The 15,485-nt window shown below is 38.4% G+C and carries 17 protein-coding genes; 9 read left to right on the top strand and 8 right to left on the bottom strand.

The features are described 5' to 3' along the window. Positions 1-10 precede the first annotated feature (10 nt). Both FAZ15_RS00915 and FAZ15_RS00910 read right to left on the bottom strand, forming a co-directional pair. A complete protein-coding gene (locus FAZ15_RS00915) occupies positions 11-736 on the bottom strand; it encodes a LytR/AlgR family response regulator transcription factor (RefSeq protein WP_136899223.1) in 726 nt (241 codons plus the stop codon). Positions 737-862: 126 nt separating this feature from the next. Further along, positions 863-1,234 carry a hypothetical protein gene (locus tag FAZ15_RS00910; protein WP_136899221.1) on the bottom strand — a complete coding sequence of 124 codons (372 nt, stop codon included), beginning with the start codon at positions 1,232-1,234 and terminating at the stop codon, positions 863-865. A gap of 504 nt (positions 1,235-1,738) precedes the next feature. On the opposite strand from FAZ15_RS00910, the gene FAZ15_RS00905 reads away from it, so the two are divergent. Together FAZ15_RS00905 and FAZ15_RS00900 are read left to right on the top strand one after the other, a co-directional pair. Beyond that, a complete protein-coding gene (locus FAZ15_RS00905; protein WP_136899219.1) occupies positions 1,739-3,682 on the top strand; it encodes a tetratricopeptide repeat-containing sensor histidine kinase in 1,944 nt (647 codons plus the stop codon). 57 nt (positions 3,683-3,739) lie between these two features. Next, positions 3,740-4,369, top strand: coding sequence for a response regulator (locus FAZ15_RS00900; RefSeq protein WP_136899217.1), 630 nt, complete (start codon positions 3,740-3,742; stop codon positions 4,367-4,369). A gap of 2 nt (positions 4,370-4,371) precedes the next feature. Here FAZ15_RS00900 and FAZ15_RS00895 read toward each other — a convergent pair whose 3' ends face one another. Together FAZ15_RS00895 and FAZ15_RS00890 are read right to left on the bottom strand one after the other, a co-directional pair. Next, the gene (locus FAZ15_RS00895; RefSeq protein ID WP_136899215.1) at positions 4,372-4,968 is read right to left on the bottom strand and encodes a Crp/Fnr family transcriptional regulator; all 597 of its coding nucleotides are present in this window, start codon (positions 4,966-4,968) and stop codon (positions 4,372-4,374) included. Between the two features lie 132 nt (positions 4,969-5,100). Further along, positions 5,101-5,796 carry a carboxypeptidase-like regulatory domain-containing protein gene (locus tag FAZ15_RS00890; protein ID WP_136899213.1) on the bottom strand — a complete coding sequence of 232 codons (696 nt, stop codon included), beginning with the start codon at positions 5,794-5,796 and terminating at the stop codon, positions 5,101-5,103. A 274-nt stretch (positions 5,797-6,070) separates the two neighbouring features. Here FAZ15_RS00890 and FAZ15_RS00885 point away from each other — a divergent pair, with 274 nt between their 5' ends. The 4 genes from FAZ15_RS00885 to FAZ15_RS00870 all read left to right on the top strand — a co-directional run bounded on the left by FAZ15_RS00885 (position 6,071) and on the right by FAZ15_RS00870 (position 9,263). Beyond that, entirely contained in the window at positions 6,071-6,589 is a 519-nt protein-coding gene (locus tag FAZ15_RS00885; RefSeq protein ID WP_136899211.1) for a hypothetical protein, read from the top strand. Positions 6,590-6,745: 156 nt separating this feature from the next. Next, entirely contained in the window at positions 6,746-8,074 is a 1,329-nt protein-coding gene (locus FAZ15_RS00880) for an OmpA family protein (RefSeq protein WP_136899209.1), read from the top strand. Positions 8,075-8,219: 145 nt separating this feature from the next. Beyond that, the gene (locus FAZ15_RS00875; RefSeq protein WP_136899207.1) at positions 8,220-8,645 is read left to right on the top strand and encodes a nuclear transport factor 2 family protein; all 426 of its coding nucleotides are present in this window, start codon (positions 8,220-8,222) and stop codon (positions 8,643-8,645) included. Between the two features lie 156 nt (positions 8,646-8,801). Beyond that, a complete protein-coding gene (locus tag FAZ15_RS00870; RefSeq protein ID WP_136899205.1) occupies positions 8,802-9,263 on the top strand; it encodes a nuclear transport factor 2 family protein in 462 nt (153 codons plus the stop codon). A gap of 73 nt (positions 9,264-9,336) precedes the next feature. On the opposite strand, the gene FAZ15_RS00865 is transcribed toward FAZ15_RS00870, so the two are convergent. The 4 genes from FAZ15_RS00865 to FAZ15_RS00850 all read right to left on the bottom strand — a co-directional run bounded on the left by FAZ15_RS00865 (position 9,337) and on the right by FAZ15_RS00850 (position 11,086). Then, entirely contained in the window at positions 9,337-9,738 is a 402-nt protein-coding gene (locus FAZ15_RS00865; protein ID WP_136899203.1) for a VOC family protein, read from the bottom strand. Positions 9,739-9,750: 12 nt separating this feature from the next. After that, positions 9,751-10,200, bottom strand: a complete 450-nt coding sequence (locus tag FAZ15_RS00860; RefSeq protein ID WP_136899201.1) for an SRPBCC family protein — start codon at positions 10,198-10,200, stop codon at positions 9,751-9,753. Positions 10,201-10,267: 67 nt separating this feature from the next. Beyond that, a complete protein-coding gene (locus FAZ15_RS00855; RefSeq protein ID WP_136899199.1) occupies positions 10,268-10,642 on the bottom strand; it encodes a DoxX family protein in 375 nt (124 codons plus the stop codon). 21 nt (positions 10,643-10,663) lie between these two features. Further along, positions 10,664-11,086: an SRPBCC family protein gene (locus FAZ15_RS00850; RefSeq protein ID WP_136899197.1), complete on the bottom strand. Its 423-nt coding sequence runs from the start codon at positions 11,084-11,086 to the stop codon at positions 10,664-10,666. Between the two features lie 200 nt (positions 11,087-11,286). Between FAZ15_RS00850 and FAZ15_RS00845 the strand changes: the two genes are divergently transcribed. The 3 genes from FAZ15_RS00845 to FAZ15_RS00835 all read left to right on the top strand — a co-directional run bounded on the left by FAZ15_RS00845 (position 11,287) and on the right by FAZ15_RS00835 (position 15,419). Next, positions 11,287-12,264 carry a GlxA family transcriptional regulator gene (locus FAZ15_RS00845; RefSeq protein ID WP_136899195.1) on the top strand — a complete coding sequence of 326 codons (978 nt, stop codon included), beginning with the start codon at positions 11,287-11,289 and terminating at the stop codon, positions 12,262-12,264. Positions 12,265-12,801: 537 nt separating this feature from the next. Then, positions 12,802-14,091, top strand: a complete 1,290-nt coding sequence (locus FAZ15_RS00840) for a sugar porter family MFS transporter (protein ID WP_136899193.1) — start codon at positions 12,802-12,804, stop codon at positions 14,089-14,091. A gap of 143 nt (positions 14,092-14,234) precedes the next feature. Beyond that, complete coding sequence (locus FAZ15_RS00835; RefSeq protein WP_202912282.1) at positions 14,235-15,419, top strand: glycoside hydrolase family 76 protein; 1,185 nt, start codon at positions 14,235-14,237, stop codon at positions 15,417-15,419. The last annotated feature ends 66 nt before the right edge of the window (positions 15,420-15,485 follow it).

Raw genomic sequence — 15,485 nt, 5'->3', positions numbered from 1 at the left:
TACGAAATAGCTACACGATTAGACGCTTAATGATGGGCATGTAACTTCGTCCTATGCTAATTTCAGATCCGTTTTCTAAAATGAGAATTGATTTCCCTGATTCTCGTTGAAGTGCGCTGACAAAGGATAGGTTTACGATATAAGACCGCTGAACCCTCTTGAAAAAAGTTGGATCCAATCGCTCTTCTATGTATCCAATACCAAATGAACTGAGGTACTCTCCTTGCTCGGTATATATTATACTATAATCCTTCGCTGCCTTGATATAAATTATTTTCTTCACATCGATTTTCTTGAAACTTGTTCCATCCAGCACAAACATAACGGCCGAGAAAAGCGCTGCTATGTCTGATGTACTAAATAATTCCTTCACAAACTTGTAGGAGATCCTTCGTAGGGTAAATTCAAACCGTTCCCGGGAATAGGGTTTTATTAGATAATCGAATATCCGTTCTTCAAAAGCTTGTTTCGCAAAAGAATCATCTTCTGCCGTAATAATTATTAGGGGACAGATATCACTTCCATTGGAAAGTTCGGAAATAATCCAACGGTAAAGTTGTTCATCTATAAACAAGATGTCAGGAGTTAACATGTTAACAGCACGAATTGTTTCCTGTGGTGTTGCACTTTCACCTACGATATGAAATCGGTTACTATCCTGAAGGAGTTTTCGAATATTATCCCTTCCAATCCCATCCCGATCTGCTATCAATACGCTCATGGTTAAACTTCTCATTATATCTTCTTAAAAAGCCTTAAGCAAATGGATGCAGAAATGAAAAACAATAAAAAATTCCCCGTTAAAAACCCAGCCCCATAGGGACTAAGGTTTCCGCGATTAATATACAGTGTATTAAACGATTCAATTGCACTGATGAGTGCCAATGTAAGTGATGCTGTTAATATAATCTTCTTCATCTTGTAAAGTTATGGAGCTAATATTTATTTCATAATCTGGTAAAGACAACCCAAAAGTAAAAGCAGACAATAAGCCATTAATGAAACTTCGATCACTTCGTCCATTATCACCTCCATAATTCCCTAATACTGTATTGGCATAGTTTCCCCCATGCGTTATCATGCCATAGCCGGAATAATGATAATGTATTACAGGTTCTAGGACCGTGTTCGATACCGATAGTTTCTGTGTCTGATCTGCCTCGCATGAACTGAACGCTACTACCGACAATAACAACATACATCGCATAAAAACGGTCTTACTCAGATGAACCATGATTAAAGGCTGTTAATAGGTCTATTGATAAAATGCTCTTCATTTGCTCAAAATTGTTTAGTTATTTATATGTAATTGTATGCAAAGTTCGTAGAAAACGATACCCCGATAAAGATACCAACCAAAAACACTGCGAAATTAACAGGAAGCTATTCGGATTTGTAGTGTAATAGTTCGGGTTTGGATTATTCCGTAATAATACGGAATACCTTCAATTTTGGGAATAATCCGAGATGTTCTTTTAGATTTTATATTTAGTCGTTAACCAATGTACTTTGGTCGAGAAATGAATCATTTGGTAGAAAGGATTATAAAAAATTGAAAAGGACTTATACTTTCAGCCTAGATAAAATGTAAGACAATGCAATTACAAAGGCCAACAAAATTGAATTTAAACTAAAACGCTTCCTTATTTAAATGAATGGAAACAATTGAACTATATTTAAGATTGCCCTCAAAAAGCATTAGATTGTTGGATCAAGCACTATAATTAATTACGGGAACATGTATTCACTGTGTATATTTTTTTTGGTAATAGCAGCGCCATCCACGATTTCCTTCCATACAGAAAAGCATGACACGACCAAAGTACTCAGGCTTATCGAGCTAGCTAAGGAAAAACAAAAACTTGGATTTCCAGATTCATCCGAATATTATTTTAAGCAAGCGGGAGATCTTGCCGAAAAGCTTGATTTTATTAATGGAAAACTTCTATTTGCTGGAAACTATAGTGCATTTCTATACGATCAGGTGCGATACGATGAAGCTATGGAACATGCACAGAATGCACTAAAAATAAGCCTTTCCCTAGACAACAAAATTAAGCTCGCATCTGCCTATAACAATATTGCCCTCCAAGATCAGGCGCAAGGAAGGCTTAAAGAAGCTGCTAAAAACTTGATAAGGGCATTAGATATTTCCAACGAAATAAAAAATCCGACAGACGAAAACTTGTCGGACCGAAGAAAATATCTTAACAATTTGAGTTCGTTACTTCTGGACCTTAACGACCTAGATAAAGGCCTGCATTATGCTTGGAGATCTTATGAAATTGCTCGAGAATTGAAGGATTCCGTATCCATGGGAAAAAGCTTGGTCAATGTTATGGTCGCTGAGGCAATGGCCGGAAAGTTAGATGACGCAGTAAGGCACGGAAAAGAGTATCTCGTAATAGGACGTTCTTTTGGTGATCTTCCAATGGAAATAAAAGCACTGAATAACTTGGCTGATGTATACCGAATGCAGAAAAGATTTCCCTTGGCCCTAAAAACATTCAATGAGGCGTTAAAAATAACACCGGCCACTATGCCGGGAAATGAAGTTTACTCGCTTACGGGTATGTCTAATGTATTTAAAGAGATGGGGAAACCAAAAGAAGCCAAAATATATTTCGAAAGAGCCTTTAAACTTGCAAAAAAGGAACTTAACATGCCACAGCTCGCAGACATGTATCTAACTGGAGCGGGAATCAACGAGGCATTGGGAGATTACAAAAGCGCATTGGACCTATACAAACAACATTTAAAATCTAATGATTCGTTGCGGAGCAATGAGACTCAAAAAACCATAAACGAACTCGAGGTTAAATACCGGGCCGCACAAAACCGGGAAATGATCGCAGAACGGGATCTTAAAATTGTCCAACAGGAGGCGGAGCTTAATCGAAAGAACAAATGGCTGATTATTTATATTTTTTCTTGGATTATACTTATTTCGGGGTTCTTTGTTTTTAGGACGCTTTACCGTCAACGAAGACGGACGCAAGAGACGGAGTTGCAGCAGAAACTAGCCGAAGCGCAGCTAAAAGGTGAGGAAAAAGAGCGTGCCCGAACAGCAAAAGAACTACATGATGGTGTTGCCAGTATCCTTTCTGCAGCAAAGCTACACCTTACTGCCATTAACGATTTGCAGGATGTACAAGTCCCTTTTCAGGATGTAAGCCAGCTGATTGATATTGCGGTACGAGAAATACGAAATATTTCCCATAATCTCGCACCTGAAATGATTCTTGTAGAAGGACTTGGGTATGCTATCCGGTCTTTCTGTAGAAGGGTTAATAAGCCTAACTTTCAATTGCACTGCTATATCATTGGCAACTTAACAGAACTGGACAAGAGCTGCCAATTAACCATTTATCGTATTGTACAGGAGTCGGTAACCAATATCTTGAAGCATGCTAACGCATCGGAAGGAATTGTACAACTTATGGAAGAGAAGGGACGGTTATTTATAACGATTGAGGATAATGGAACTGGATTTGATGCAGAAAGTACGTTGGCTAACGGGATCGGTTTCAACAATTTATTCTCAAGGATAAAGCTAATTAATGGCAGTATTGATATTCGGTCTAATCCAGGGCGAGGAACCTCGGTATACATAACGGTGAATAGTCATCTCCATAAATCAAAGCGAGAAAACCTAAATAGAGTAAATGCTACACCTTTATGATACCTAAATTAAGCCTTATTAATTTCTTTTTTTGTGTACTAAATATGAAAACCAAATATGACAACTATTGGAATAGTAGATGACCATTGTTTGATAGTCAATGGATTGAAAATAATGCTGCAAAACGAACCGGATTGCCTAATTTCGTTCACTGCGCGCAACGGTTCGGATCTACTACTGGAATTAAATGAAAGACGTCCAGATGTTCTTCTATTGGATATTGAACTGCCGGATACCAATGGAATAGAACTATGCGAAAAAGTGTTAGCCATGTATCCCGAATTGTTGGTCATTGCATTGACAAACTATGATGATATGGTATATGTCAGGAAAATGATCAAAAAAGGAGCTAGAGGGTACTTACTTAAAGGCACCGATCAAAAAAGTCTTCTTGAAGCCATTTCCGCGGTTAGATCTGGAAAACAATATATCGACAGGCATATCGAGCAAAGCATCCTTGAACACACCATAAATGGAAGAAAGGCGGCTGTGAATGTCAAACTAACGAACAGGGAACTAGAGGTTTTAGAACTTATTGCCAATGAGTATTCTAATCAGGAAATAGCTGATCGACTCTTTCTGAGCGTCCGTACGGTAGAGTCGCACCGGCATAGCCTTAATCAGAAACTCAACATAAAGACTACGGCAGGACTTGTAAAAGAAGCTTTTTTGAGGGGATTAATCTAAATCTAGCCCTTCTGTACAAGATTTTTGCGTATCCGGCTCAGGCTGTCTTGATGGATAGCCAGTAGGGATGCTATGTATTTAAGAGGTACCCGCTGAATGACGAGGGGCTGTGTTTCCATAAGATGTATATAACGTTCCTCGGCCGTCATGCATATCGAATTGATTTGGTTGTCCTGCAACCAATTAAGCAGACGGTCCATCACCGCCAAGTCCATTTTATTCATCTTAGGTACTTTTTGCTTTAGTTGAAGGACACTTTCCAGATCCCACACCAGCACATCGATCTCGCTTAATGATTCAAGGGAGCAGGAAGAAATTTCCCCGCTCTGAACGTACAGTGGTGTGGACAAAAAGTAATTGGTAGAAACAATACCCAATGTATGATCTACACCATTGTGAACCCGGAAAAGCCTAGCAATCCCCTGATTAAGGAAATAAAGTTTATCAACCTTCTTACCCTGTTCCATAAGAAGCGTATGAGCTGGCATAACCTCGTGCCGCGTATGGGAACGGATAATATCAAACTCTCCGGGAGTGAAATATATCTTATATTCTCCCGCAAATAGGCACACGTGCTGAAAATGATGTCGCAAAAGCATATTTGTCAAACGGTCTACTGTCTGTTTGACACTAAAGTAGCAAAAAAAGATGAAATACGGGATTTATTCTAGTGGCGTACGAAGCAATGTAGCGCTATAATTTTTGAAGGAAAACCGGCTTTGTATCCCTAGCTATTTATTGTATTCCAATTTAAAGCAGTTATCACACTGTCCTGCTATCTGTGGTTGGAAATCAAAAGTAAGGGATTCCTGAAATACATCATCGCTGTTCCAGCGTCTAAGTTTCAATTTTTCGGTTTTATAGTGCGCAGTTACAGTATATCTTCCAATCGGTATATCTTGGATCTGATTTCCATCAGACGTCTTCCGTGTTAGCACCTGTCCGGGTGAACCGTCTACAAGATTGCCTTCAGCTGTAAAATGAAATTCGATCAGGTCATTTTCAAGATACACCCCCGGAAAATTATCAATGGTAACCAATCCGCCATAATATCCGGAAAGTGGAGCGGGCTTTTCGCCCGTGAGCTTCCACGAAAAATTTCGAATCGCACCTTCCCCACCAAACCCGGAAGGGTTGTCCGGGTGTAGGTACAACTGATATTCAAGATTGTTATATATCACCTTAAGCTGTGCAAAGGCATACCACGCCCCTGTAGGAACTGTTACCATATAGCTACCATTTACATCTGATCTGGTCGATAGGTGACTATTAAAAAAAATGCTATTATCAATCAATATAGTAACTCCTGCTAGTGGTTTTCCGCTGCCATCCAAAGTTTTCCCGCTGACAACGCCGAATTTGTCTGCTACAGTATCTCCTGAGCAGGCCATATTTAACAGTACTATTCCCAACAAGTATTTTTTCATCTGTATATAATTACTTCGCGAGTTCGCATGCTCTGTTATTCATTAATATATCTTCTCAACGGTATTCATATAGACAAAGGTATCCTCATAATTATTCAGATGCTATCGTATTATTCCCATTTGAGCACATTCCGTAGTACTACTTAATTCACCTTCTTAATCAATGATATCAGCAAGACATGACTTACTGATTTTTAATGAATCAGTAGTAGCACGTAGATTTAGTGTGACTTCCGCATGTAATTTTGAATCCAATAAAATTTAATAATTTATCATGACTCAAATCAAAAACATTGCGTTCATTACGTTGGCATGTATCCTTTATGCCACCAATTCTCATGCTCAATCCTTTAAAAAGGAAGATAAAACCCTAGATGTAGGTGTTGGAATCGGAGGAGGATTAGGTATTCCAATCGGATTAAACTACCAGCAGGGCGTCTCCGATCGAATAAGTGTGGGAGCTTATACTGCCTTTGCAACTGAAAAAGAATCTTTTGGTAGTTATGGCAATTGGCGATACACTTATATTCTTGTTGCTGCTCGAGGAGCCTATCATATCAAAACCAATTCGGAAAAGTTTGATCCCTATGGTGGATTAATACTCGGTTATAACATTGCTTCGGTAAAATGGGACGGTGCTACGGATGAGCCAATTTCTTCTTCTGCCGGAGGTTTTCTTGTGGGTGGCTATATTGGATCTAAATACTGGCTAAGTAACAAGCTCGGCGCCTTTGCTGAAATTGGTTACGGCGCAAGTATACTAAATTTAGGTTTGACGCTAAGACTCAAATAACTTCATTCATCATGCCAGAGTAGTTCGTGATTTATAGTGAAAACTCATCGGAAAAAACTGAGTACTGAACGTTTAAAATAACGTCTTGTCGAAAAACTAAATTTCAATATCTACTCTGGTGTAAATTGATGAAAAATTAAACAATTCATATTTGGGATGGAAAAATCAAATACCGTAAGGAATAGCATGTTTTTGGCTGTTGCCTTATCTTCTGTATTCTCTATTAGCCCGGTGCATTCGCAGGGAATTTTAAAGAGAGTAAAAAGTAAAGCAGAAAGCACTACAGTTAATAAGATTCTGAATGAAACAGATAAAGCGGTTTCAAAAGGAATCGATAAGGCTATCGAATCGGTTTCCACGTCTGAAAAAAGTAAGACAACTCCACAACAGGAGGAAAAGCCGATGGATGCAGCGCCCAACGATTTGCAAGTAAATAACAACATGAAATCATATAGTAAATATGAATTTGTACCTGGCGATTCTATACTATATGTAGACGATTTTTCAGGGAGCCCTATTGGTGAACTGCCGGCAGGTTGGAATGGTAACGGTAGTTCAGTGGTTGTCAACCTAGACAATATCCCCGGAAGGTGGCTTCGAATGGCACAAAAAAGCGTCGTTCTTTCGGGGAATGAACAAGGTTTTGGTCAGGATTTCAGTGTCGAATTCGACATGATTTTCGATATCGACTTCAAGGGTTGGGTTGCACCTTCGTTTCAGTTTGGTCTATTAGCGTCTGGCGAGAAATCTCCTAGTTCAAACACACTACTGAACGAGCAAAAAGGAGATAAGTCTTTTTATATGGAGATCTCGCCGCAAACCACCTCAGGTACTTATACCTTGGATTCTTACGAAAAATATATTCGGTATTTCAACAGTTCCGCCAAAACCGACAATAAGGTGAAAGATTGGTACGGAAAAATTGTGCATGTATCCATCCAAGTGCAGAAAGAGCGTCTTAGAATTTGGATCAACGGCGAAAAAATATATGACATACCCAAGGCGATAGCAAAAATGGGCGAACTCAACCAACTTTTCTTTAAACTCGCAAGCAGTCCTTACGATGATGAACAGATTGGCGTGTTCCTTGGCAACATCAAAATAGCAAAAGGATTATTCTCTCCTATTCAACAATTAATGGAGAAGGGGTCGTTTTCTACTACCGGAATACTATTTGACACCGGATCATCTCTCATAAAACCTGAATCGTTCGGTATTATTAAATCTATCGCTAATCTCCTGATTCAGGATACCGAACTCCGACTACAAATTGCAGGACATACCGACAATGTGGGAGATGAGCAAAGAAATTTGGTCTTAAGCCAGCAGAGAGCAGCGGCAATTAAAAGTCTATTGGAGTCTGAATATGGTATCGGAGCTGATAGATTGGAAACTCTAGGAAAAGGAGAATCTGTACCGATTTCTACTAATACCTCAGAGGCTGGAAAGGCGAAAAATCGACGTGTTGAATTCATTAAATTGTAATGTGAATTTTTCGCCGACTAGTTTTCCTTATTCACCGATTAAATTAGCGCATTGATCTAATTGCTGTTTAATAGCGTCGATTTCAATCCTACTTTTGAACCAGACAATACGACATAGCAACTTTAAAAATATAAAAACTAAAGACATGAGAACTATCACCACAACCATCGCAACAGCATTTATAGTAATCGCTTCATTCAGCTCTTTTGCTGCCGAAAAATCAAATCCGTTAAAGGACATGAACACAATGGCCATCCTCGCAGCCTATTTAGACGCCGCAGCATTGGGCAACGTTCAGTTTAGCGAGCAATTATTTGCTAAAGATTTCGAATACTATAATACAGTAAACGACAGCAAATACGGCAAAAAGGATTACACTAAATTCTTAAAAGAAAACAAAGGGTTACAATACGACTGTAAAACGACTTACGAAATACTGGATGAAAGCGGTAAGTCTTGTGTAGCGAAAGCTACAATGGAGTTCGAAAAATTCACCCGTGTAGACCACATTACACTGAGCAACACCAAAAATGGCTGGCAGGTAAGCAAAGTGGTAACGACATACCCCTAAAACTGGGTATTTTTGTTTCAACCTAGGCCTGCAGGAGTGCAGGCCTTATTTGTATTACGATCCGCTGAGCAGTACTGCTCCACTAGTTACTCCAAGAATCAAGACTCCATTTTACTACTTTAGCTACAAATAACAAAATCAATAGTGCTGATAGATATGAACACACGTACAACGAAAGAAAATAGGGGAAATATCGAAACGGTAAAAAAAATGTACGAACTTTTTGCTACTGGAGACAATAATGCGATCAGACAAATATTTCACGAAGATATAAAATGGAACCAAATGACAGGTTTTCCGGGGGGCGGTCAGTATATAGGGTCAGAGGCCATTTTTGAAAAGGTTTTTGGCGGATTTCGCCAAAACTGGAGTGATTGGAAAGCTACAATTGCTCGTTACATCGACAGTGGTGATGGAGTTTTTGTTATCGGATTTTACGAAGGAACATATAACAAGACAGGAAAGTATATGAAGTCCAACTTTGCTTGTGAATATAAAGTGAAACATGGAAAAATAACAGAATTTAACCAGTATACAGACACATTTCTCATTGCACAGGCAATGGGACTTACAAAAGAAATGAATGATCATCTAACCTCAGCATTGCGTATAGGTTAACGGTAAAGCTTGCCATAAGACAATTCACTGGAGCTACTTTTAGATAGACATTATAAAAAGGTGGCTATCGAAGCTAAACGCCCAATACCCACCTCACATCGAAAGCATCGGTTAATTCAATTAATCGTTGGCGATCTGTATTCTTGACAACAAGATTCTTCTTATCAACTCCCAGTATTTCAATAAGCTCTTTTCTATCAATGGTATTTTTGCAATGAAGAAAAAGGGAAATATAGTTTCCAATCTTCCTTCCTTCGTTATGTACCAGATCTGAACCGTGAATAATTATCCTATCAGATATTAACGATCCACTAACGATAGGAATTTCGGTGTAGTGTTGCAAGTCTTTTTCAAAAGTTTCAAATTGCAATATGCCACCAAAGCAGCTCTGGTAGAATGTAAGTGCCTTTTTACAGTTACCGGAAAACGTAATGAAGACTGCACTTATTAAATTAGAGTGATTATACCCTACCATAATAAATTAACATTAAGCATCTGGAATTTCAGGCTGTACAAGCTTTATCAATTTCTCAAGCGATTCTTGCCAACCTAAATAGCACATTTCGGCTGGTATTACATCAGGAATCCCTTCCTGTAACACCCGAAGTTCAGTGCCACACGAGACCTTCTTCAGCTCTACAGTTGTTGTCATTTCACCGGGTAAACCTGGGTCGTCAAATCTATCCGTATACTTAATAAATTCATTGGGTTTTATTTCAAGATATTCTCCTCCGAAGGAATGTCCATTCCCCGTACTGAAATTGATAAAGGTCATATTAAACTTACCTCCGACCTTAAAATCCATTTGTTGTACAGTGCATAGAAAGCCATACGGTGGGAACCACCATGAATTTGCGATCGGGTCTGCAAATGCCCGGAACACTTTTTCGGGGCTTGCATTAATTATTCGATGTAATGAAACAGAATTATTTTTCATTTTGTTAAAATTTAAATGGTGATTAATCAATTATTTTACGCGTTATCTTCAGGTGCAATAATCCACCTTAACTATTATGCCGGATTTTATTTCCGTAGATATAGGAAATGGCAACAATACCCAATACCACAAGCGGCAATACCATAAACCCGACATTTTGATCAACATAGGCATGACTGATGAATGCGAAAATTAGACTAAATGTAAGGCCTGCATATGCCCATTCTCTTAACTTACCCGGTGTTTTAGGGTATGAAATAGCCAATACACCGAGTACTTTAAAGACAATAAGTGCATAGGCAAAGTAATCAGGATAGCCCAAAGGTTTTGTTCCCATATTCACATACTCTGGTGTAAATAACATGGTGCTAAGTGGCATTATTCCCTCCCAAAGTATTAAGATGATAGTCGCTACCCAAAAGATTATTCTATTCTTTTTCATATTATTGATATATATTGTTAACTAATTGTTTGCTTCGGTATATTTCACAAAGTTGTCCAAGATAGCTTGCCACCCTTGTTTCTGCATTTCTGGGTCATTTTCCGTTTCAGCGTCAAATGTTGTTGCTACATTGGTCTTTCCATCTTTTTCAGTAAATAGCGTGGTAGCTATTCTTCCATCACCCATAATATAGGTAATTTCCTTGTTTAGTTCTACACGATCATAAACACCTTCAAAATCAAAACCGAAGCTTCCATCCTTGGCTTCCATCCTGTTCTTAAACTTACCGCCTACTCTCAGGTCGTTTTCACTACTTGGCGTATGCCAACTCGGATCAGGACTGTTCCATTGTATAATGTCGCTTGGCGTATTCCAAACCTTCCAAACTTTTGCTACGGGAGCGTTTACTGTCGCTTCTACCGTAATTTTTGTTACTTGTGCCATTGTTATTTTTTTCTTGGTTTATCAAATTCTATAATTCAAAGGTACATGAGTGCATAAAATTATATCTGTTGTAAAAACGACAAGTTTAGGGGCGAATTATGACAAAACTATTTTTTAGATTTGAAACTTAATACATTAGTAAAAAATGACCGTTATGATTTCACTTAAAATATTTAAAAACTCATCAATACATTAATACGATGAAAATTTCAGTCTTTGTGCCTGAATACGGAGTAATAGAAGCCATTACACCGCCTTTCAGAACCTTTCATACCGCCAACGAATTTTTAGCCGCATTTGGTAAAAAGCCTATTTTCGAGGTTGAGTATGTAGGCTTAAGGGAATATGTACCTGCCAATAATGGTGAATACACGATAAAAACCGACAGGTTGCTCAAAGACGTTACCAGCACGGATTTACTCATTATACCGCCTACGTTTGGCGATACCTCCAAAGGAATTCAGAACAACGCATCAGCAATACCTTACTTCAAAAAGTTGCACGAGCAAGGCTCGAGCCTTGCCAGTTTGTGTATCGGCGCTTTTCTTTTAGCAGAAACGGGGTTACTCAATGGTAAAAAATGCTCTACACATTGGGCTTATATCAATGAGTTTAAAGAAAAATATCCGGATGTGGAAGTTGAAGATGGCGCGATAATAACAGAACATGACAATATCTACAGCAGTGGTGGAGCAAGCAGCTTATGGAATTTAATATTATACCTTGTTGAAAAATTTGCTGATCGAGAAACTGCAGTGTTGGTTTCGAAATACTTCGCTTTAGATATCGGAAGAGATAGCCAATCGCAATTCGCTATATTCAAAGGTCAACGAAACCACGGTGATACTGATATTCAAAAGGTACAAGAATATATTGAACAGCACTATGATAACAAATTAACAATAGAAACGTTGGCAAATTTAATTAATACAGGTCGCAGAACTTTTGAAAGAAGATTTAAAGAGGCGACTAATAATACACCGATAGAGTATATTCAACGGGTAAGAATAGAAGCTGCCAAGAGCTCTTTTGAAGCATCAAGAAAGAATGTAACAGAAATAATGTTTGATGTAGGTTATACGGATACGAAAGCCTTTAGAGATATCTTTAAAAAAATTACAGGGCTTACTCCTATTGAGTATCGGAATAAGTTCGCAAAAGTAACGAATGAGGTGTAAACAGAATCATCATTTAGAATAATAATTGATTGTTAAAGATTCGATTATTCCCAAGACACCGTAGTAGTACCCAAGTGTTATATAGCAGTACGTAATAAGTTGGAACCAGAGATCGACCTTTGGAAGAAATAGTATAAAATATCGTCGGTATACTTCTTGACCAATTAAAAGATAGAAACTGAACGATTACAGAGAAAATTATCCTCAGGAACTAAAAATACGACAAAGTTCTTTTTAAAATTTGGAGATTTCATCAAAAAATTATAGCTTTATAGGGTTTGCTAAACCGATTTTTCTAATTGTATAAAAACCACCATGTATAATTCATTTTTTCTAGAAAATCGACATTCCTATCCGTGACGTTTCTTTTAACAAGTGGAATTTATTTTTTGGTTTAGCATCATCTATTATAATATGTAACATACTAATATTTCCGAGACCGAATATAATGAATTCAAATACGCGAATAAAAACAGATAATTATAAATACAAGCATATTAAATATAACCATTAAAAGGCACCTTATATAATATATCTATGAAAAACGTCTGGAAGTACTCTTTAATTGCCTCCATGGGAGGGTTCCTTTTTGGTTTCGAAACTGCCGTGATATCGGGTGCCGAGCAGATTATTCAAAAACTGTGGCAACTGAATGCCCTTTGGCACGGATTGACCGTTTCTATTTCGTTAATAGGCACCATCATAGGAGCTTTAGCTGCCGGAAGATTCTCGGAACGTTACGGTAGAAAACCCATCTTAAAGGCCATTGCAGTCTTATACCTTCTGTCCGCCATCGGATGCGCTGTCGCTCCTATTTGGTCGATGTTTTTACTTTTTAGATTTTTGGGAGGTATTGCTGTAGGTATCAGTTCTGTAGTCGGACCTGTTTATATCTCAGAGATATCACCGGCGAAAGATCGGGGGAAACTTGCCGGTTTATTCCAAATCATGATTGTAAGCGGTATTTTTATAGCCTATTTGACAAATTTTGTTTTTGCGGGCATGGGAGAACATGCGTGGCGTTACATGTTGGGTATTATGGCTCTACCTTCCGCAATATTTTACATACTCTTGAAAGGTATTCCAGAAAGTCCACGTTGGTTGGCTCTACACAAAAATTTGATTGACGCAAATATTGTTTTTGATAAATTACAACAAAACCGCATTGAAGAAAAATCAGCATTACCTACTGCAAAAAAAAGTACCTCCATATGGCAACGCAAATATAGCAAACCAATAATATTCGCGGTACTCCTCGCCTTTTTCAATCAGATGACGGGTATCAATGCCATCCTGTATTATGCACCACGAATTTTTGAAATGGCTGGATTTGATGCACAATTAGCTTATTTACAACCTATTTATATTGGTGGAACAAACGTTTTATTCACGTTTTTGGGCATGAGCATTATTGACAAATTTGGTCGGAAAAAACTTCTCCTTTTAGGTGCTATTGGTATGTTTATTTTTTTACTACTAACTGCTTTCGGATTGAAAGAAGGAAACTCTTCTTTTCTACTGTTTTATATTATCGGATTTATTGGAGCATTCGCCTTATCACAAGGGGCTGTAATTTGGGTATTTCTTGCTGAGATATTCCCCAATGAAATACGTGCTAAAGGCTCGTCGTTAGGAAGTACTACCCATTGGATCTTTGCTACCATTATATCCTGGCTCTTCCCAATTATTGTGGAAGCCAGTCAACACGGTGGTTTTTATGTCTTCCTATTTTATGCTATCATGGTGATATTATCTTTTGTCTTTATCCTGTTTTTGCCGGAGACAAAGGGAAAATCTTTAGAAGCAATACGTGAAGAAACTGTTTAGTGAAAACAATTGGCCGATTAAACGGCGGCCAAATAATCAATGTAGGTAAAAACCTATTAAGAAACAAAAGAGAAGATAATGGCAACAATTGCTGCCATGCTATTCAAAAGTTTGGCATTATTTGAAAAAACAAAATAAATACAATGATGAATAAATTATTTGGTGTAGGGATTGCGATGGTACTCACAACCAGTCTCCTAGCACAGGAAACGACCAAAAAATCATTTCTAGGAAAAGCCTCAGAAACCCTTTCCAATATTGAAAAACATTATGCTGTCAGCGATGGCCAACAGCTTTTCAGAGAAACATACCCATACAACGATAACTACAACGCCAGCTACCTAGGCGGTGGAGAAAACTCGACAAAATCCAATCCCTACTCCTACCTCTGGCCGTTCTCGGGAAGTTTATCTGCTTATGTCGCCCTACTTGAAAAGACTGATGACCACAAAACCAAAGCGCATATCGACAAATCTGTTCTAAAAGGACTGGAAAAATATTACGATACCCGGCAACCGGCGGGGTATGCCTCCTATGTGAATAGTGCCCCCTTATCGGATAGATTCTACGACGACAACATTTGGCTGGGTATCGACTTTGCTGACCTGTACCTGCACACTCGTGAACAGCGGTATCTGGACAAGGCTTTGGAAATATGGACCTTTGTGGCTAGCGGCATGGACGATAAACTGGGCGGCGGGGTTTATTGGTGCGAACAAAAGAAAGAATCAAAAAACACTTGTTCCAATGCCCCTGCCGTCGTTTACCTGTTAAAGCTTTATGAAGCGACACAAAAGAAGCATTACCTCGATGAAGCCATGGAACTGTATGGCTGGACAAAAAAGAATCTACAGGACCCATCCGACAAGCTTTACTGGGATAACGTCAATCTAAACGGGAAAGTCAATAAAGCAAAATATCCTTATAATACCGGACAGATGATCCAATCAGCAGCTTTACTTTATAAGATTACAAAGGAAGAACGGTTTTTAAAAGATGCACAAGAATCTGCTCAAGCTGGACTTGGATATTTTTTCTCAGCTCCGAATAGCGAAAATAAAGCTGCTGCTTACCCTGTATTGAAAAGAAGCGATAATTGGTTTATTGCTATTATGCTTAGAGGATATGTAGAGCTGTACCAGCTGGATAAAGATAGCCGGTTTATTGATACCTTCAAAGCTAATCTGGATTATGCATGGAATTCAATGCGCGACAAAGAAGGTCTTTTTGGAAAAGATTGGTCGGGTAAGGTTGATCCGTCAAACCAAAAATGGCTACTGGATCAGTTCGCTATTGCCGAAATGTATGCTCGGTTAGCGGGTTTGTAGTTTAGAATAAAAAGTTATGCCTAAGGCATGACTTTTTTTATTCTAAACAAAAACATAACGCGGCGG

Source organism: Sphingobacterium olei (assembly GCF_005048855.1).
Classification (GTDB): domain Bacteria; phylum Bacteroidota; class Bacteroidia; order Sphingobacteriales; family Sphingobacteriaceae; genus Sphingobacterium; species Sphingobacterium olei.
Note: the sequence above shows the minus strand (reverse complement) of the source record. Positions and strands in the feature narration are given on the sequence as shown.